The 18,177-nt window shown below is 62.5% G+C and carries 16 protein-coding genes and 1 tRNA gene; 8 read left to right on the forward strand and 9 right to left on the reverse strand.

The window, feature by feature from the left end; genetic code table 11:
- The first annotated feature begins 150 nt into the window (after positions 1-150).
- The 4 genes from PWJ82_RS00005 (at position 151) to PWJ82_RS00025 (ending at position 5,167) form a co-directional block, all read left to right on the forward strand.
- A complete protein-coding gene (locus PWJ82_RS00005) occupies positions 151-489 on the forward strand; it encodes a hypothetical protein (RefSeq protein ID WP_274734768.1) in 339 nt (112 codons plus the stop codon).
- Between the two features lie 219 nt (positions 490-708).
- Entirely contained in the window at positions 709-1,989 is a 1,281-nt protein-coding gene (eno, locus tag PWJ82_RS00010; protein ID WP_016443220.1) for a phosphopyruvate hydratase, read from the forward strand.
- Between the two features lie 1,031 nt (positions 1,990-3,020).
- A complete protein-coding gene (locus tag PWJ82_RS00015) occupies positions 3,021-3,614 on the forward strand; it encodes an FtsB family cell division protein (protein ID WP_274734857.1) in 594 nt (197 codons plus the stop codon).
- Positions 3,615-3,616: 2 nt separating this feature from the next.
- A complete protein-coding gene (locus PWJ82_RS00025) occupies positions 3,617-5,167 on the forward strand; it encodes a DUF501 domain-containing protein (protein WP_425536583.1) in 1,551 nt (516 codons plus the stop codon).
- Here the strand turns inward: PWJ82_RS00025 and nhaA are convergent.
- Positions 5,164-6,510: a Na+/H+ antiporter NhaA gene (gene nhaA, locus PWJ82_RS00030; RefSeq protein ID WP_274734769.1), complete on the reverse strand. Its 1,347-nt coding sequence runs from the start codon at positions 6,508-6,510 to the stop codon at positions 5,164-5,166. The genes PWJ82_RS00025 and nhaA overlap by 4 nt on opposite strands.
- Positions 6,511-6,690: 180 nt before the next feature.
- On the opposite strand from nhaA, the gene PWJ82_RS00035 reads away from it, so the two are divergent.
- A tRNA-Leu gene (locus PWJ82_RS00035) sits at positions 6,691-6,764 on the forward strand.
- A 302-nt stretch (positions 6,765-7,066) separates the two neighbouring features.
- Positions 7,067-8,014, forward strand: a complete 948-nt coding sequence (locus PWJ82_RS00040; protein WP_274734770.1) for a Bax inhibitor-1/YccA family protein — start codon at positions 7,067-7,069, stop codon at positions 8,012-8,014.
- 77 nt (positions 8,015-8,091) lie between these two features.
- Here the strand turns inward: PWJ82_RS00040 and msrA are convergent, their stop codons facing one another.
- A complete protein-coding gene (msrA, locus tag PWJ82_RS00045) occupies positions 8,092-8,733 on the reverse strand; it encodes a peptide-methionine (S)-S-oxide reductase MsrA (RefSeq protein WP_274734771.1) in 642 nt (213 codons plus the stop codon).
- A gap of 87 nt (positions 8,734-8,820) precedes the next feature.
- Positions 8,821-9,306, reverse strand: a complete 486-nt coding sequence (locus PWJ82_RS00050; protein WP_016443212.1) for a GreA/GreB family elongation factor — start codon at positions 9,304-9,306, stop codon at positions 8,821-8,823.
- Positions 9,307-9,771: 465 nt separating this feature from the next.
- Here PWJ82_RS00050 and mca point away from each other — a divergent pair, with 465 nt between their 5' ends.
- The gene (gene mca / locus PWJ82_RS00055; protein ID WP_274734774.1) at positions 9,772-10,674 is read left to right on the forward strand and encodes a mycothiol conjugate amidase Mca; all 903 of its coding nucleotides are present in this window, start codon (positions 9,772-9,774) and stop codon (positions 10,672-10,674) included.
- Here mca and PWJ82_RS00060 read toward each other — a convergent pair whose 3' ends face one another.
- Positions 10,675-11,709, reverse strand: coding sequence for a PPK2 family polyphosphate kinase (locus tag PWJ82_RS00060; protein WP_274734775.1), 1,035 nt, complete (start codon positions 11,707-11,709; stop codon positions 10,675-10,677).
- 162 nt (positions 11,710-11,871) lie between these two features.
- A complete protein-coding gene (gene trhA / locus PWJ82_RS00065) occupies positions 11,872-12,654 on the reverse strand; it encodes a PAQR family membrane homeostasis protein TrhA (protein ID WP_274734777.1) in 783 nt (260 codons plus the stop codon).
- A gap of 312 nt (positions 12,655-12,966) precedes the next feature.
- Here trhA and PWJ82_RS00070 point away from each other — a divergent pair, with 312 nt between their 5' ends.
- Positions 12,967-13,722 (forward strand): isoprenyl transferase, encoded by a 756-nt coding sequence (locus PWJ82_RS00070; RefSeq protein ID WP_274734778.1) that lies wholly within the window; start codon positions 12,967-12,969, stop codon positions 13,720-13,722.
- 66 nt (positions 13,723-13,788) lie between these two features.
- On the opposite strand, the gene PWJ82_RS00075 is transcribed toward PWJ82_RS00070, so the two are convergent.
- Genes PWJ82_RS00075 through rmuC form a run of 4 tightly spaced genes read right to left on the reverse strand, consistent with a single transcriptional unit; the run spans position 13,789 to position 18,129 of the window.
- The gene (locus PWJ82_RS00075; RefSeq protein WP_274734779.1) at positions 13,789-14,793 is read right to left on the reverse strand and encodes a hypothetical protein; all 1,005 of its coding nucleotides are present in this window, start codon (positions 14,791-14,793) and stop codon (positions 13,789-13,791) included.
- The gene (locus PWJ82_RS00080) at positions 14,790-15,587 is read right to left on the reverse strand and encodes an exodeoxyribonuclease VII small subunit (protein ID WP_274734781.1); all 798 of its coding nucleotides are present in this window, start codon (positions 15,585-15,587) and stop codon (positions 14,790-14,792) included. Before PWJ82_RS00080 ends, PWJ82_RS00075 begins: the two co-directional genes overlap by 4 nt.
- Positions 15,577-16,830 (reverse strand): exodeoxyribonuclease VII large subunit, encoded by a 1,254-nt coding sequence (xseA, locus tag PWJ82_RS00085; RefSeq protein WP_274734782.1) that lies wholly within the window; start codon positions 16,828-16,830, stop codon positions 15,577-15,579. The genes PWJ82_RS00080 and xseA overlap by 11 nt, the downstream gene beginning before the upstream one ends.
- 33 nt (positions 16,831-16,863) lie before the next feature.
- Positions 16,864-18,129 carry a DNA recombination protein RmuC gene (rmuC, locus tag PWJ82_RS00090; protein ID WP_274734783.1) on the reverse strand — a complete coding sequence of 422 codons (1,266 nt, stop codon included), beginning with the start codon at positions 18,127-18,129 and terminating at the stop codon, positions 16,864-16,866.
- Positions 18,130-18,177 lie beyond the last annotated feature (48 nt).

An 18,177-nucleotide genomic window follows, 5' to 3' on the forward strand; every position in this document is an offset into this window, starting at 1 on the left:
CACGCTGGAGGTAGGCGGGCAGGTCGTTCATGCTCACACCCCGCCGCCGGCGGACGTGGCCGTGCTTATCGAGTCACTGCCAAAACCTGACTAAGATGAGCCAAGTCAGGTTAGAATGACGGAAAGTACAACAAAGGAGTTGTTATAACGATGAGCCTGGGTCAGAGTCTGCTTAAGAATTTTGCGCGGCGCACGTACGGCGTTGCGGGTGCGCTGTTGGTCATCGCGATTTTCCTCCAGATTGCGGGGCCCTTCGCCATGCTGGAGCTCAATGAGCTTTCCGCTGGCACCGCGGATCCGGTCAAGGTTGGCTTGGCCTATGTGGTCAAGGTGCTCATGGACATCTTTACCCTGCAGCTGGCCGGGGTTGCCGCGCTCATCGCTTTCCTGGCTCACCCCGTGCTGACCTCGGTGGTGAAAGAGGAGGGGAGCGGGGCGGGCGGCGTCGTCGTACCTAACGGCGCAGCGGAAGAAACCACGGCGCACTAAACTCTCCGCGCAAGTGCGTGAGCTAGTTAGCACCCGGGCGGTTCGCGCGCGGTGCCAAAGTCCCGAGTGCGCGAAAATCTTCGCGGCTCAGGGCGAAAACGCCGAGTTAATCACGGCCTGAGCATGACGCGCGCGGGTGTTTTGAGAGACAATAGAAACAGCGGATATTCCGCGCAGGTAGCCACAACTATGTGGCACGGTCTATATGAAGGAGTACCTGTGGCATTCATTGAGGCAGTTAACGCCCGCGAAATTCTCGACTCCCGTGGCAACCCCACCGTTGAGGTTGAAGTTGTCCTGGATGATGGCACCTACAAGCGCGCATCGGTTCCCTCCGGCGCGTCCACCGGCGCCTTTGAAGCCGTGGAAAAGCGTGACGGTGATAAGGGTCGTTACCTCGGTAAGGGTGTCGAGCAGGCAGTGGAAGCGGTGAATGAAATCATCGCTCCGGAAATCATTGGCATGGACGCCAACGATCAGCGCGCTCTTGACGCGCTGCTCATTGACCTGGACGGCACGGATAACAAGGGCAAGCTCGGCGCGAACGCCATCCTGGGTGTGTCCCTCGCCGTGGCGCACGCCGCCGCCGAATCGGCCGGCCTGCCGCTCTACCACTACATTGGCGGCCCGAACGCCCACATCCTGCCCGTTCCCATGATGAACATCCTCAACGGTGGGTCGCATGCCGATTCCAACGTTGATATTCAGGAATTCATGATCGCCCCGATCGGCGCCGAAACCTTCAAGGAAGCGCTGCGCTGGGGTGCTGAGGTGTACCACACCCTCAAGAGCGTTCTCAAGGAACGCGGTCTGGCCACCGGCCTGGGCGATGAGGGCGGCTTTGCACCCAACCTTGATTCCAACGCCGAAGCTCTGGACCTCATCGTCGAAGCGATCGAGCGCGCCGGCTACACCCCGGGCAAGGACTTCGGTCTTGCCCTGGACGTTGCCGCCACCGAATTCTTCGAGAACGGTGTTTACAAGTTTGAGGGCGGCACCAAGTCCTCGGACGAAATGATCGCCTACTACGAAGAGCTCGTGGAGAAGTACCCGCTCGTGTCCATCGAGGATCCGCTCTCGGAAGACGAATGGGACGCCTGGAAGAAGCTCACCTCCGAAATCGGTGACCGCGTCCAGATCGTTGGTGACGACCTCTTCGTCACCAACCCCACCCGCCTCCAGAAGGGCATCGAAACCAAGGCCGCGAACGCGCTCCTGGTGAAGGTGAACCAGATCGGTTCGCTGACCGAAACCCTCGAAGCCGTGGAGCTCGCGCACCGCAACGGCTTCCGCACGATGACCTCGCACCGCTCCGGCGAAACCGAGGACACCACGATTGCGGATCTCGCGGTGGCCACCAACTCCGGTCAGCTCAAGACCGGTGCTCCGGCCCGCGGCGAGCGCATCAACAAGTACAACCAGCTGCTGCGCATCGAAGATGAACTCGGTGAGGACGCAGTCTACGCCGGTCGCGCTGCTTTCCCGCGCTTCAAGGCCTAAGCTTCTGGAAGCTCCGGGCTGGCTAGCTGGGTAATCAGGTAGCCCGGTGGCCCACGGATAGCGCTGAGCGCCGCTCCTTCCTTTCGGGGAAGGGGCGGCGCTTTGTTGGGTGGCCGTTTGGTGCGCGCATCCGAATCGCCGCGGCGGCAGGTGCGGGGTGTTTTTCCGAGGTGTACTTCGCATGTACGACATCTGCACTACATCTCTGAAAACATATACTGCCCGGCCTGGGCCTCGTGTGACTATTGGGCGTTGTGAAACTCGTGAGATTCTTAGGGGATGATCGTCGCGTTTACCCGAAAACAAAATGCAACGGCAGCTACGTTGAGAAATTGTTTTGATGTCGTCAGGTTGCTGTGAGGGACTTGATCACTAGGTTGCATTGTGTGACCTTGGCGGGGGCGCGCCCTATTCGCGGGCGGTGATGCCGGGCGCCTAGACTGGTAGCCATGAGTGTTCGCCGTCCCCCCTCGCGCCCCGAGCGTAACCGCCGCATCTCCGCGCGCGGAGTTCTGGGGAATCAAGGATCTGAAGCGAACCAAGGAAATCAGGCGAAGCGCCGCGACGCGGCGCTAAACCGCAGGGATGCTGCGCCGAATCCCCGGGACGCCGGGGCAAACCCCCGCTCAAGTGGTACCCGGCGAAAAGGATCCGACCTCATGCCGCGCGGTAAAGCAGGTAGTCGGAAACCGAAGCGACCCGATAGGGGAGCGCGCGGCGATGCGCAGGCGCGTTCAGCCCACTCAGCAGCCCGTTCACCTCACTCGGCTGCTCGTTCAGCCAGCTCTCCGGCTCGCGCCGGGGCTGCTTACCGCAGTGAAACGCCATCACGCCCGGGTGCTACCCCGCGGCCCGGAACCAAGCCCCGCACCGGAGGAAAACCGTGGCAGGGGGGAAATCAGCGCCAAGCCGCCAGTAACCGCTCGGATAAAAGCAGCCGGCCCGGGCGGGGCGGTACGCCAGCGAACAAAGGCGGGAGAAAAGGTCAGCGCCGGGCCATAAAAGTGGAATCCGGCCAGCGCCAGCACACCGTGAGCTTGCGAGCCGTAGCTATCGCGCTTTTTACGATCCTCGCCATTATTATTGTGACCCCCACGGTTTCGCGCTTCTCAGAACAGCAGCACGAATTGCGGGCGGTGCGTGCGGAGCTGGAAAATGTGCAGCAGCACACCCGGGAACTCGAAGTGGAAAAGGCCCTGTGGAACGACCCGGATTACGTGCGGGCCCAGGCTCGGGTGCGGCTCGGCTACGTTGTTCCCGGCCAGCGGCTCTTCGTGGGCGCGGACCCGAACGAGGGCACCGCCCAGGAGCAGCTGGAAGAACGGGTCGCCACCGTCAATCGCGAACGTCGCGCGAATACTCCGTGGTACATCACCGGCTGGGATTCCATCACCATCGCGGGTAATTCCGTGGACGGGCAGATCGATAACCCGGACGAAGCCCCAATGTACACGCCGCCCACGCCGCAACCGGCTGGAGCCACGCAACCGGAAGTCGAAACCCCGGCGGATGGCTCGGCTCCCGCCCAGGCAGATCAGTCCGCAGAACAACCCGCAGAACAACCCGCGCCGGAAGACGCCGCAAACCAGGCACCCGATACCGCGCCCGCCCCCGAAGGAGAATAAGCATGACCGATGTCCTCACCGAGCGCGACGTCACCCCGGAGCTCCTCACCCGCATTGCCGCGAATGCCACCCCGCTACGTCCCACCGACCGCCCCGAGGTAGCCGCCCAACTCGGGCGCGTTCCGCGCGGCCTCGTCGGCATCGGGGCACGCTGCGCCTGCGGCCGCCCCGCGGTCACCATCACCCTGCCGCGTCTCGGCCACGGCGAACCCTTTCCGACCCTCTTCTACCTGTGCCTGCCCTACCTGGTCAAAGAGATTTCTCGCCTGGAAGCGCGCGGGGAAATGGCCACCATGACCGCTGCTTTATCCGACGACGCCGCATTGCGCGCCGCTCACCTGGCCGCCCACGAATCCTATATAGCGCGCCGCTCCCTGCTCGGTGAGGTCCCGGAAATTGCCGGGGTATCCGCCGGGGGTATGCCCGAGCGGGTCAAATGCCTGCACGCGCTGGCCGGCTACGCGCTGAGCGCGGGGCGGGGAGTATGCCCGCTGGGGGACCGTGCCCTTGAGCTCGTCGGCTGGGACGCCACCACCTGCCACTGCGAGGATGCACCCGCCGCGCCCTCGCAGCGGGTTGCCGGTATTGACTGCGGCACCAATTCCATTCGCCTCCTCATTGCCGATGTTCCCGGAACGGACGGCAGCGCCCTGAGTGACGTCACCCGCCAGATGGAAATTGTGTACCTGGGTCAGGGGGTGGATGCTACCGGGCACTTCGCCCCCGAAGCCCTCGAACGCACCCTCAACCAGGTTGATATATACGCGCGCCTCTGCCGGGAAGCGGGGGTGACGTCCATTCGCTTCGCTGCCACCTCCGCTACGCGTGATGCCTCCAACCGGGCGGACTTCCTCGATGGGGTAGTGGCCCGGATCGGGGTGCGCCCCCAGGTGCTCACCGGCGCCCAAGAAGCCCAGACGTCTTTCTCCGGCGCAATTTCCGCGCTGAGTTCGCCCACCTCCCCGGTGCTCCTTATTGACCTCGGGGGTGGCTCCACCGAACTCGTGCTCGGGCGCGCGGACGGCAGCGTGATAGCCAGCCATTCCATGGATATTGGCTCGGTGCGGATGCGCGAACGCCACCTGCGTCACGATCCGCCCACCCCGAGCGAACTAGAAAACGCCCGCGCCGATATCCGCGCGGCCTTGGACGAAGCAGAGAAGCACGTTCCCCTCGGGAAGGCCGAACAGGTGGTCGGGGTGGCCGGTACCGTCACCTCGGTAACCGCCACCTGGCTGGGCCTGGACACCTACGATTCGGCGGCCGTGCACGGCACCGCGATGCCGCTCGCCAGTATTGAGAAGGTCACCGACTGGTTTATCCACGCGCCCCTAGAGGAGCGCGCCGCGCTCGGCTTTATGCACCCGGGGCGGGCCCCCGTGATCGGAGCCGGGGCGCTGGTCTGGCAAGAAGTGGTGCGCCGCATCGCCCAGCGCCGCGCCGCCGCGGGCCGCCCGCTCGCCACCATCACCACCTCGGAACACGACATCCTTGACGGCCTGGCCCTGTGGGCTGCCCGGGAACCCCAGCCTCCCGCCCGACCCGCCGCTTAGGAGGCAGAGTCCGGGCTGCTACTGGCGGCGTCGTCGTGCAAGGTACCGGCGGCGCGGTGATGCCGCACCCGCACCCGGGTAGCGAGTGCCCCGAGAACCACAGAGAGTAGTGTGCCGAGGAGTACGCCCACGCGCGCGTGAGCTTCGTGCGGGTCGGTGGGCGCGAAGGAGAGCTGCGCGATAAGTAGCGATACCGTGAAGCCGATGCCGGCCAAAATCGACATGGGGAAAATATCGCCCAGGTGCAGGCCCTCGCCCAATTTAAGGCGGAAAACTTTCACGAAAAGCCAGGTGCCGCAGAAAATGCCGAAGAATTTGCCCAGCGGGAGACCTAGGTAGATGCCGATGGCAACCGGGTCGGCGAGCAGCGCGGTGATCCCGCCGGCATCGGTAATATTCACACCCGCGGCGAAGAAGGCGAAAATGGGTAGCGCAATCCCGGCCGACCAGAAAATAAGCCGTTCGCTATAGCGTTCCGTGAGCGGAGTGTCATCCGCGTCGGTGGTGGACGTGGGGATCATGAAGCCGAGGACTACCGCGGAAATGGTGGCGTGTACTCCGGCGCGGAAGAAGCAGTACCAGCACACCAACGCGAGCGGCCACAGCAACCACCAGCGATTCCAACCTTTCCAGCACAGCAGCCCGAACACGGCCGCCACCAGCAAGCCGCCGCCCAGGAAGAGCACGTTGACCCCCTCCGAGAAGAAAATCGCGATGACGATAATTCCGCCCAGGTCGTCGGCCACCGCGAGCGTCATGAGGAAAATACCGGCGGCTTTCGGTAGCCCTTTACCCACCAGCGCCAGCACCCCGAGCGCGAAAGCGATATCGGTGGCAACAGGAATGGCCCACCCGTCATAAATATGGGCGCCGGAAATGGCCTGGGTGGCGCAATACACCGCGATCGGCCCGAGCATGCCGGTCACCGCAGCCAGCACCGGCAGGGCTGCTTTGCGCGGGTCGTTGAGGGAACCGATGGTGAATTCCTGCTTGAGTTCCATGCCCACCACGAAGAAGAAAAGTGCGAGCACGAAATCCGCTGCCCAGTGCGCCAGGTCCAGGTGGAGCCCTAAGCTTTCCGGACCGATTTTCGTGGCTGCCAGCGCGAAATAAGTATCGCGGCCCGGGGAATTGGCCCAGATGAGCGCCACGACCGCCGAAATGACCAAGACCAGCCCGGCAAAAGATTCATTACGCAGTGCCTCGCTGTAGCGTGTGACCGGCGCTGCGAGTTTCCCCACCCGGCGCAGGCCCGTGCGGAGCTTGCGCTGCCCGGTTTCCGCGGTGGATTCGGGTGTGGTGGCCGATTCGTGAGTGGTGTCGTGGTTCTCGCGCTGTGTCATTCCCTCTCGATTCTGTCTGCCCAGGTTTTGGTGGTACGACGGCGCAGCTAGCGGCCGGCGGCCCCTTCTCAGGTAAAAGCCGGTGAAGCGACGCGCTTAGGATCCCTCCTACTCTACAGGGTGGGGCAACAAGGTAGTATTCTAGGGATGTTCATACGGGCCGGCGTGCTCGCATGTTCAGCCCCCGTAGCCCAATTGGCAGAGGCACCCGACTTAAAATCGGTTCAGTGTCGGTTCGAGTCCGTCCGGGGGTACTGATTGGATATACCATGTTTCGGGAGCTGATGCTCGGGGGTAATCGCGGAGGTGGTTCCGGGTTTATTCCGGTTTATTCCCGGAAACAGTGATCTTAGGCTGATTGAGGAAAACCAAGAAGTCTTTCAGGAAAAATTCAGGCACGGGCTTGAGAATAACCCTGGAGACGATAGTGGACGAGTTATAACCAAGTTTCTACATAACCTGGATGCTAACCGGACGATGGTCGCGTCTGACAGTAGGCGGGCCGCCTATCCGGCGGTCCACCACAATACAGGAGGGTATTTTGTCGAATCCCGTGATGAGTAACAACCCGTATTTCCGCAAGGGTGCTGCCACACCGAACCAGCAGTTCCGCGGTGGCAATATTGCAACGGAACCGCGCCAGGGGTACCAGGCCGGCCCGGGTGTTTATGAACAGCCGAGCGGTTACGGTACGGAACAGCCCGGCTGGCACAACCAGTACAATTTTGCGCATCCGGACTACGGTCAGGCTTATCCGCAGCAGGACTATGACCAGTACGCGGGCGGCTACGGGCAGCCCGGTGCTTTCGGGGCTCCGGCTACCGCCACCATGACCTATGACGATGCCATGGTGAAAACCGCGATTCTGCTGGCGGTCTCCATCGTTGCCGGCGCGGCCACCATGCTTTTCGTGCCGCTGGACTACGCGATGATGCTCGCTATCCCGGCCTCCCTCATCGCTTTCGCGGTGGGCATGTTCGGGGCTTGGCGCCCGATGGTTGGCCCGGGTATCTCGATTGCCTACTCCCTTTTCCAGGGCGTGGCTCTCGGTGCGATCACCAATGCTTTTGACACTCTCTATCCGGGGGTCGCTTTCCAAGCGATTCTGGGTACCGCGATTGTGGTGGGTGTGGCGGTGTTCCTCCACATGTCCGGCAAGGTCCGCACCACGGCCAAGGGCCGGCGCGTGGTCCTTACCATCATGATCGCCTACATTATCTTCGGTTTCGTCAACCTCATTCTTATGCTGACCGGCGTGACCAACTCGCTGCGTAATATTACGGTGGGTGGCTTCCACCTCGGAATCATCCTCGGTCTGGTTATGATCGCGGTGGCAGGCTACGTGCTCATCTCAGATCTGGAAACCGCCAAGCTCGCGGTGGAACGCCACGCCCCGAAAGAATTCGCGTGGACGGCAGCTTTCGGCATCGTTATGACGGTCCTGTGGATCTACCTTGAAGTACTGCGCATCGTGGCCTACCTGGCCGCATCCTCGCGGAACTAAGGCTGATAGCTCAAACGAAGGCCGGGACGGAAAAACATCCGTCCCGGCCTTCGGTGGTTTCTGGTAATGGTCCGGGGCTAGCCGAGCGGGCCAGCACCCGGGAGCGGGCAGGCGATTCCAGTGCGCGCATGGCATTGGTAGCCGTGCGGAACCTTATGAAGATATCCCTGGTGCTCCTCTTCGGCCAGGTAGAAAGGCCCGGCAGCCAGGGCCGGTACCACTTCCGTCACTATAGCTCCCCGCCCGGCCGCCCGAAGAACATCCTCATAACCGGCAATCATGGCCCGAGCGGTGCGCTCCTGGATGTCCGTCGTCGTAAAAATAGCGCTGCGATACTGGGTGCCCACATCGTTTCCCTGCCGGTTAAGTGAGGTCGGATCATGGGACTCGAAGAAAAGCTGAAGTAACTTCTCCAGCGGAAGCACACGCGGATCAAAAACCACCCGCACCGTTTCCGCGTGCCCGGTGCGGCCCGTGCACACCTCCGCGTACGTGGGATTCGGCGTGGTGCCGCCCATATAGCCAACCGCGGTGCTCAGCGCTCCGGCCTCCCAAGCCAGCTTTTCCGCACCCCAAAAACACCCGGAGGCCAGGTAGATAAGCTCCTCACCCGGACCGGGTTCGGCAAGCACGGGCGTACCCAGAACCACGTGCGGCGCCGGATTCGGATTAATCGGATCGGGCCGGCCGGGCAGTGCGGGGGTAGCAGACAGATTCACGATCAGCTCCTTAGCTCTTACCTAAATGTTCGCCTTGCTTTCCGCTTTCCTTGGTGCCTTCGCGTGGCACCTTAGCCTTCTAGCTTCCTAGCCTTCGTAGGGCTTGATATCAAGGATTTCCACCTTGACGGGGCGGCCCAGGCGGTTCTTGAAGGTGGTTTTCTCCCCCTTCTTCAGGCCCAGGATTGCTTGCCCGAGCGGCGCGCTTTCCGGATACACTTCCATCCCCACAATATCCGCGGCCTCCCGCGAACCGAGGAGGAAGGTTTCTTCCATGCCGCCAATGGTGGCTGTCACAACCGTGCCGGAGGCCACCTCATCACCCGAGGGAGGCTCGGATACATGGGCGTTTTCCAGCAGAGCGGTCAGCTCTACGATCCGCCCCTCCAGTTTCGACTGCTCTTCGCGAGCCGCCTGATAGCCACCGTTCTCCCGCAGGTCACCTTCCGAGCGGGCCGCTTCGATCTTCTTGGCGATCTCCGCGCGCTGGACGGTAATCATGTCATTGAGTTCGGCCTTGAGGTGCTCATACGTTTCGGGGGAGAGCCACGCTCCCTTGGTGTTTTCAGACATCTCTTCTCTTTCTCGTCACGGGGTGGGTGCGAGATATGCACCTACCCGGTTGGTCATTCGGTTATGAGTCCGCGCTCGCGCGGCGCAGCTCGGCACGCCTTCGTGCGGCGATGCGGTTGCGGGGGCCCGAGCGCTGGGCGCGGGTGGGACGCCCCACTCGGATAAAAAAATTCATGCCCTGACAGGCATGTTTCTCCGGCTAAGCATACCAGCCTTCCGCGGCTTGCAACATTCCCGTGCGTATTCCAAGATTCCACCATGTCACGATCCCACGATTCCCTCCCGGCACCCAGCCGTGTTCCACTCCGTTATCGCCCCGCGGCAGTGCCCGGAGCATCTTGGTAGAGTAGCGCGGTGAATCGGCCCGGTGGCAGCCGCGCCCATGAGCGCACGTCCACAGGCCCGTATCACTAGCACAAAACCCGCGAGCTAAGCCCAAAAGCCAGCTGCGGAAGGAGAAGGATAATGGACGAACGCCGCCTCCTTAGCGTCCACGCCCACCCGGACGATGAATCATCAAAAGGCGCAGCTACGCTGGCTAAATACGCCCGCCTCGGCCGGGTCCGGGTGGTCACCTGCACGGGTGGAGAACGCGGAGATATCCTCAATCCTTTATTCGACGGCGCAGCTCTGGCCGGGCGCACCATGGCGCAGCTACGCCGGGAAGAAATGGCGGCAGCAGCCCGCATTCTCGGTATTGAGCACGTTTTCCTCGGCTTTGTGGATTCCGGACTCCCCGAGGGCTACCCGGATGTTAAGCTGCCCGCCGATAGTTTCGCTCGGGCCGCGGATACGGATGTACACCGCGCCCTCGTGGCCCAAATCCGCGAATTCCGGCCCCAGGTGGTGACCACCTATGACGAAAACGGCGGCTACCCGCATCCCGATCATGTGCGCACCCATACCGCGACCCTCGCGGCGGTGCGGCTGGCGGGAGAGCCGTGCTGGCCGGAGCTGGGTGAGCCCTGGAAGATCTCCAAACTTTATTACGACGCCAATCTTTCCTTCACCCGGCTGAGCGCTTTGCACGAAGCGATTCTCGCAGCCGGCCAGGTCAGCCCATTTACGGAGTGGCTCCAGGAGGCCGCGCAATTCCCGCGCCCGCGGCATGCCGCAAGCACCCGGGTCGGCGTCGTCGCATATTTCCCACTACGTGATGCGGCCATGCGTGCCCATGCTTCTCAAATCGACCCGAACGGGCTTTTCTTCGCTGCGCCGCGGGATCTGGAGGCGCAGGTGTGGCCGCACGAGGATTTCTACCTGGCGGCCTCCACCGTGGGTCCGGCCCCAACGGAGGGTGAAACGGACCTCTTCGCGCGGGTACCCGGACTGGAGAGCGAAGAACCGGCGGCAGCGCGTTACCGTTAGTTACTGCCCGTTCCCCACCCGTTCCCCGGCATCTTTGCGGGCGTCTTGCGTGATGAGCTTTTCCACGCCGTTGCGGTAATCCTCGGATTCAGCGGCGACATCCTCCGCCTCCGCACGGAGTTCTTCCACGGAGAGCTGCGCGGTGTGGCGGGGCATGGTGGCGAGCACCTGCGCGGCCTGGGTACGCGGATCCCAGCGGACCTCCGGCCAGCGCGGAGCCAGCCGGGCCAGCGCCTGGGCGAGGAGCTCGGTTACCGCGAGCCGCGCGAACCATTTACGATCTGCCGGCACCGCATACCACGGGGCATATTCCGTGGAGGTACGCTCGAACATCGCCTGGTAGGCATCCATATAGGCGGGCCACTGGGCGCGCGCGGCCACATCAGAAGGCGAATACTTCCAGTGTTTATCGCGGCGCGCCAGCCGGCGCAGCAGCCGGAAACCCTGTTCCTCATAGCCGATAAGCAGGGCCACCTTGACGAGCGTATATCCAGCATCCACGAGTTCACGTTCGAACTCATTGATTTTTTCGTACCGCTCCTCAATTTCCGCGGGAGTGGCCAGCTCATCTACCTTCCCGACCAGCACATCTTCATAATGCGAGCGATCAAAAACCCCGATCATCCCGGCCGGTGGTAGCGCACGCCGAATCCGCCACAGGAAATCGTGGGAGAGTTCCTCCGCGGTGGGTACCCCGAAAGACCGGAGATGCACGCCCTGCGGATCGACCATCCCGAGCACATGCCGGCAAATACCGCCCTTACCTGCGGTATCCATCCCCTGCACGATGAGCAGCACTCGCCGCTCGCCGCCCTGACGCGCTTCGGCATAGAGCCGTTCTTGCAGCTCCGCAAGGAGCTTCCCACGCTCCTTCATGGCGGCTTTCCCGGCCTTTTTATCCCCGTGCCAGCCAGGTGTGGATCCGGTAGCAACGGAGGCGATCTGAAAACCAGCCCGGATTTGCAGCGCAATACCGGGTGCCGTGGTCCAGCTACTTTCCCGGTCCCGCGCCTCCGCGTTTTTCTTTGTGCTCATTTTCGCTCCTGTGCCTGAGAAGTTTCGTGTGATGCTGCGCACCATTCTAGAGGAGGGGTACGACGTCGCCCGCGCCCTTGCGGGTCGCGGGGAGTAGGCGGGCGGCGGGCTGGCTAGCCGTTGGCGCTGAGGCGGCCGGCACCACTGCGCTGCCTGGGCTTATTATGCGACAGCAAAGAGGGTAAGCCAGACCGCCACCGCGTGGCAGGCGTAACCCGCCACTGTTCCGGAATGGAAGAATTCGTGGAATCCCCAGGTGCGCGGCCAGGGATTGGGCCAGCGGAAAGCGTAGGCGAGCGCACCTACTGTGTAGCAGATCCCGCCGGCAATGATGAGCCAGACGATAGCCGGGCCACCGGCTTCCCACATATCGGGGAGGAACCAGATGGCCACCCATCCGAGCGCAATATAGAGGGGAACGTACAGCCAGCGCGGTGCCGCCGGCCAGAAATTGGAAAGCGCAATCCCGCCGAGCGCCCCGCTCCACACAATGGCCAGTACCAGCGCGGCGGTGCCGCCCGGTAGCAGGGCGAGGGAGAGCGGGGTGTAGGTTCCGGCGATGAGCAAGAAAATATTCGAGTGATCCAGGCGCCGTAAAATAGCGTGCACTTTCGGCCCCCACGAACCCAGGTGATATACCGCAGAGTGCCCGAATAGCACGACGGCGCTCAGCCCGAACACGATGACTCCGATGGTGAGGGCGGCAGTGGGCGCGAAAACTATTTGCACGATCATATTTGCCAGTGAGAGTGGGGCAATAATGGCGTGCTGCCAGCCGCGCAGAGCCGGTTTCGGGAGTAAGGATGCGGGTAGCGAAGGTAAATTGTGCGCTGCCCGGGGCCGCCCTGCTGCGGCACGAGAGTTCCGGTCTTTCTTTTCGCCATGTGGTGGCTGAGAGAGGGTATTCGCGTGGCGTTCGCTAGTGGCGTGACAAGGACGGGTCATGGTGCTCCCCACGTGGTCGGTGAATACCTCCGGGATGTCCGAAGATCAACAAACGCGGCGGTGGGCAAGGCGGGAGGTGTGGCTCCGGTTCGCCGCACCGCTTTGAGTCGCTGGCGCAAGTGTACGCCGCTTCCCTGAATATTTTCCGGGTATCTTTTCCTGTTCCCCCAGGATGGGCGGGCTACAGTTAAACGGTTAGGCATCTGGTTGCGCGGCTCGGCTCCGGTTCTGACGGGGTGCGGCTCGGGTGCAGCCTTGCCGGGCGCGGCTCGTGCCACAGTGGCTAGAACGAGGGAGGGGAAGAGCGTGGGAATGTCATCATGGCTCTACGCAGCCTATGAGCGCCGCTTGGTGCGTGAGCTTTCCGGGAAGCGTATGCCGCAGCATGTGGCAATTATGCTGGACGGAAACCGCCGTTGGGCGCGGGAACTGGGTGAATCTGCTACCTTCGGTCACCGGGCGGGGGCTGAGCGTATCGCTGAAGTCCTCGGTTGGTGTGAAGACGCTGGAATTGAGGTGGTGACCCTGTGGTTGCTCTCCACGGATAATCTTTCCCGGGCAGCCGAAGAAGTGGGTCCGCTACTGAGCATCATCTGTGAAACTGTCGAAAATCTGGCGCGCTCTAGCCGTTTCCGCCTGGTGGCGGTGGGGAATCTCGATCTTCTTAGTGAGGAATATGCCCAGCGCCTGCGTGCCGCGGCCGCGAGTACCGAAGCCTGTACCGGTTTACATGTGAATATTGCGGTGGGCTACGGCGGGCGTCAAGAAATTACCGACGCGGTGCGTTCCTACCTGCGCGACCAAGCAGCAGCCGGGCGTAGCCTCGCGGAGGTTGCCGAAGATTTTTCCCTCGCGGATATTACCGATCATCTTTATACCCGTGGCCAACCGGATCCTGACCTGGTGATTCGCACGAGCGGGGAGCAGCGCATGAGCGGTTTTATGCTCTGGCAGTCCGTGCACACCGAACTCTATTTCTGCGAAACCTACTGGCCGGATTTCCGGCGCGTGGATTTTTTGCGCGCGCTACGTGACTATACGCAGCGTGATCGACGCCGCGGGCGCTAGGCCGGGCGCTACAAAATCAAGCTCTTATAACACCGTGACCGTGGCGCCTATGCCCGTTGAAGCGCGCTAAATTAGACCTTCGCGGCTCTGGTATTCGAAGAAGCCTTCGCTGAGTTCATTGCGGGTGAGCGGTTCCCAGCCTGCATGTGCGGTCATGAGGCTGCGCGCGGTGGTGGCGAAAGCCCCCACGGTGTACAGGTGGGACATGGACATGGTGGCGAGTCCGGGGCTGGCTTCCCGCCCGAGCAGACTCACCCGGTCCAGGGTATCGATGGTGGTGGCTATAAAAGCGCTGCGAGCTCCCGCAACATCCACAAAGGGGCGCGGGAGGGAAGCTACGTGGAGGCGGTCACCCGAGGCGGTAATCATGAGCGCGGCACCGTCCTCAAGAAGAATAGCCACGAGCCGCGGCCCGAAACTGAACCAGTGTTCGGCCACCGCGGCGAACTCATTTTCGGGGCCGCTGATACCGTAGAGAAGCCGGATGTCTTTTGAGGTTGCGACGACGACGTCACTCAGCTGCAAGAAACTTTCGGCTTGGATACGGACCCGATCCAGGTTGCGGGCCCGGGGGTGGCGCAGCGCCGGCGAGTAGATGATGGTGGAGGTGGATCGGCACACCCGCAGCCATTCGCGGACGGTGTGGGCTGCGGGCATGGCATGGCAGGCATCTCCACCGAAAATAGTGGCCGAGGGGCTGAAGAGATCAAAATCTAGTTTGCGGGCGCCACGTTCCGGAGCCGGCAAAATATCCCAGCTTTCTTCCGGATCCCCGTGTCCCTCCCCGTAATGAGCTTCGGTGAAAGCAGCCGGGGGTGGGGTGGGCAAGCCGGAGGGGAGAGCGGCGCTGGCCGGAGGTGAAGCGGGGCGCAAGAGGAGCTCTACGCCGTGCTCGGCGGCGTAATCACGCACGACCTGCGGATCGGAGGCTTCGGAGATATCGGTGACCATTCGCACTTCGCGTGCCAGGTGGGCTAGATTAACCGCCACCTTAAACATGGTACCGGCACGAAAAGGGGTTTCCTGTTCGCGCTGGTTGGCGATGGCATCGCCAATGACAAGAACTGTCATGCGAAATCCTCGGGATGGCGGGTGAGTGGGGTGGTATCAAGACCCGTTCCGTCCGCGAATTCTTCCGGGTCGAAATCGTCATCATCGCCGGCCGGCGGGTTCGTAACGGAAGGCTGCGGGTGAGCGGTGGCGCCACCGGGTGCGCCGGGGGGAGCTGCCGCACCGCGTTGGGTAGCGGGGGCTGCCGCACCGCGTTGGGTAGCGGGGGCTGATGCGGCCTCGGGTACGGGTTGAGGAGCTGCCTGAATAGCCGGTACATCTTCGGCGCGTACTTCGCGTACCGCTTCCCGTAGGGCAGCCACCCGGTCTTCTTTGGATGCCTGCGGTGGGATAGCGGGTGCAGGTGCCTGATAGCCGCTTGCTTGTACCGCGGTCGAGGGGGCTTGATGAGTGGGAGCGGTAGGCGGAACAGGGGTTCCTGTGGTTCTTGCCGGCCCCGCGGCCTGGGCTGGAGCGGTAACCGAGCTAGTCGAGTCGGAGAGATCCGCGAGGCTTTCGCCGCGTTCGGCCGCATCAATACGGGCCGCAGCGCCATCAAGCCAGCTCTGGCAGTGGCGGGCCAGAGATTCCCCTACCTCCCACAGTCGCAGGGATTCTTCGAGAGGGATGGAGCCCTGCTCCAGGCGGGAAACAATATCGACAAGTCGGGCCCGGGCTTCTTCGTAGTTGAGGGTAGCCACGCGCGCCTCAATATCTTCGCGCGGGCGGGGTACGGATGCGCCTGATGCGTGGGGTGAGTCTGGCGCTGGTGCCGGGGGTGCGAAGCCCTCAGGAGTGGTTCCCTTAGCTACCATGCGCGCTCCCTTTCACTTCGAGATGGAGGGTTCCGGCGGCCAAAATGGCACGCAGGTGTTCTCCGATTCGGACGTCGTTTTCTTGTGAGACTACTCTGTTGTCCCCGCTTAGGATAACCGAATACCCGCGTTGCAGTGTTGCCTGGGGTGAGAGGGCCCGCAGCTGGGAAAGAAGTGAGGAGATATCTTGGGAGCTGGAAGCCATATCGCGCCGGATATGGGCCCGCAGCCAGGAGCGCAACGACTGGATATCCTGTTCGCGCACTTCCACCATAGTTCGGGGGCGGGCCAGGACGGGCCGGGCGCGTAATGCTTCGAGTTCTTTGGTGGCACGGTCGAGTCGATGGCGCATACCCTGGCGCAAGCGGCGCACGGCTGCCTGTACCCCTTCACGTTCAGCTTCCCGATCCGGAACGATGCGCTTGGCGGCATCCGTGGGCGTGGAAGCTCGTAGATCTGCCACGTAGTCACTGATGGGATTATCGCCTTCATGCCCGATAGCGGAGACCACCGGAGTGTGGGTAGCCGCAATAGCACGCACGAGGTGCTCATCGGAGAAGGGGAGGAGGTCTTCCACGGACCCGCCCCCGCGCGCCAGCACAATGACATCCACTCCCGGGTGGGCATCTAGCTCGCGCAGGGCCGGAATCATCTGGGCCACGGCATCCCGGCCCTGTACTGCTACTTCGCGCACCTCGAAACGTACCCCGGGCCAGCGCAGCGAGGCGTTAATAATGACATCCTCTTTCGCTTTGGTATTGCGCCCCACGATAAGACCCACCGTGCGGGGTAGGAAGGGGAGGGGCTTTTTACGTTCCGGTGCAAACAGTCCTTCGGAAGCGAGTTTGGCTTTCAGAGCCTCCAAACGCGCGAGAATATCACCCACGCCAACGGGGCGGATTTCCTGTGCCCACAGGGATAGCGAGCCATTACCGGTATAAAAATCGGGAACGGCCCACACCACCACCCGACTTCCGGAAGTGACGGTTGCGGGAAGTAGGTGGCTGAGTATTTTAACCGTCATAGAGACGTTTTCTTCCAAATCCCGCAAGGTGAGGAACTGGACTTTTGCTCCGGGGCGGCGCTGGAGGGTAATGACTTCGCCTTCCACCCATAACCGCGACATTTTCGCCACATATTCCCGGATTTTTACCGAGAGCAGGCGTAGCGGCCACGGGTGATCCGGTGTTGTCTGCGCAGCCCGTTGCGGCAGGGTTGCGGGTACCGGAGTTGTTGAAGCCATATCAGTTATCGTGCCATGTTTTGCCCCGCACTGCTACGGGACAATCCGTGTTTCGTGATCATCTTCGCCGTCGAGCGCTTCGCGCAGCCCAGCATCGTGGAAGCGTTTGACCTGACCTTCTTCCGCAGCAATGGTTAGCGGGGTAGAAAAATCGGCATCTAGGCTTTCCAGGCGGCGCGCGGTGACCAGTACGCGCGAATCGAAAGAGGAGAGCGCGGAATTGTAGTTTTTGACCGCTGAGGTGAGAGAGTTCCCGAGCTTTTCCAAGTGGCCGGCCACCACCCGGAGCCGATCCGTCATTTCCCGCCCGAGCGTAATAATATGTCCGGCTTCTTCACTGATCTTGCTGGAGGCCCACAGTGTTGCCACGGTGCGCAGCAGCGCCAGGAGCGAGGCTGGGGAAGCGGGGACTACCCCGAGGGCCAAGGCATCTTCCAGGAGCGGGGGATCTTCCCGCAGCGCCTCCGCGAGCAGTGATTCTCCCGGAAGGAACATAATCGTGAGCCGGGGTGACCCTGGGAAAAGTGCGGGGTAATCCCTTTTAGCCAGCGCGTTGACGTGGGAACGCACCGCCTTGGCGTGCTGTTTGAGGAGATCGTGGCGCCGCGCGATTTCCTCCGCCGTGGTAGCCGGGGCGGCCTGTGCCTGGAGCATAGCGGTGAGGGGAACCTTGGCATCGAGAGGGAGATGTGCGCCGCCGGGCAAGTGGATAACCATATCCGGGCGCGAAAGCCCGGTACCGCTACCGTGCCCGCTGCCTGCACGTGAAGCAACCTGCTCGGAAAAATCAACGTGGGGGAGCATCCCGGCGGCCTCCACCACCCGGCGTAATTCCACTTCACCCCACATTCCTCGCGCCGAGGTGGAGCTCAGCGCCCCGCGCAGCGCCTGGGTGGCCCGCGCGAGATCTTCCTGGGTGCGGGCCGCCGCGGTGAGCTGGGTGCGGATTTCGGTGCGCTGTTCACCTTGGAGGACCTGCACATCACGGACCCGCTGCTCCATCACCGTGAGCTGCTGGGTAATAGGTGCCAGGGAACGCAAAATGTTGTTATCTGTTTTAGCCCTGGCGATGAGCCCGTTATTTTCCTCCTCTAAACGATCCGAGCGGGCCTGGGCGGCCGCCAAGTGCGCCCGCACCGCCCCGGCATCGCGCTGCGCCTCCTCTAGTTGGTGGCGCACCCGCGCCAGCTCCCGCGCCGAAACTGCGCCACCCAAGCGCACTCGCGCGCTCAAGAAGCCCAAGGCGAAACACGCGCATCCCACCGCGATAAGAGCACCTATAACAATCGAGATATCCATAGCGGTATTCAAACACCCGCTTACGACAGAAAAATGGGAGGGAAGCGC

Origin of the sequence: Actinotignum schaalii (genome assembly GCF_028864145.1) — a bacterium.
Taxonomy (GTDB): domain Bacteria; phylum Actinomycetota; class Actinomycetes; order Actinomycetales; family Actinomycetaceae; genus Actinotignum; species Actinotignum schaalii_B.

Excerpts from the sequence above, each read along its gene's own strand:
- PWJ82_RS00025 (WP_425536583.1), top strand. The coding sequence starts at position 3,617 with ATGACCGATGTCCTCACCGAGCGCGACGTCACCCCGGAGCTCCTCACC.
- PWJ82_RS00040 (WP_274734770.1), top strand. The coding sequence starts at position 7,067 with ATGAGTAACAACCCGTATTTCCGCAAGGGTGCTGCCACACCGAACCAG.
- trhA (WP_274734777.1), bottom strand. The coding sequence starts at position 12,654 with ATGACCCGTCCTTGTCACGCCACTAGCGAACGCCACGCGAATACCCTC.
- mca (WP_274734774.1), top strand. The coding sequence starts at position 9,772 with ATGGACGAACGCCGCCTCCTTAGCGTCCACGCCCACCCGGACGATGAA.
- PWJ82_RS00060 (WP_274734775.1), bottom strand. The coding sequence starts at position 11,709 with ATGAGCACAAAGAAAAACGCGGAGGCGCGGGACCGGGAAAGTAGCTGG.
- PWJ82_RS00075 (WP_274734779.1), bottom strand. The coding sequence starts at position 14,793 with ATGACAGTTCTTGTCATTGGCGATGCCATCGCCAACCAGCGCGAACAG.
- xseA (WP_274734782.1), bottom strand. The coding sequence starts at position 16,830 with ATGGCTTCAACAACTCCGGTACCCGCAACCCTGCCGCAACGGGCTGCG.
- PWJ82_RS00070 (WP_274734778.1), top strand. The coding sequence starts at position 12,967 with ATGTCATCATGGCTCTACGCAGCCTATGAGCGCCGCTTGGTGCGTGAG.
- PWJ82_RS00050 (WP_016443212.1), bottom strand. The coding sequence starts at position 9,306 with ATGTCTGAAAACACCAAGGGAGCGTGGCTCTCCCCCGAAACGTATGAG.
- nhaA (WP_274734769.1), bottom strand. The coding sequence starts at position 6,510 with ATGACACAGCGCGAGAACCACGACACCACTCACGAATCGGCCACCACA.
- PWJ82_RS00080 (WP_274734781.1), bottom strand. The coding sequence starts at position 15,587 with ATGGTAGCTAAGGGAACCACTCCTGAGGGCTTCGCACCCCCGGCACCA.
- PWJ82_RS00005 (WP_274734768.1), top strand. The coding sequence starts at position 151 with ATGAGCCTGGGTCAGAGTCTGCTTAAGAATTTTGCGCGGCGCACGTAC.
- rmuC (WP_274734783.1), bottom strand. The coding sequence starts at position 18,129 with ATGGATATCTCGATTGTTATAGGTGCTCTTATCGCGGTGGGATGCGCG.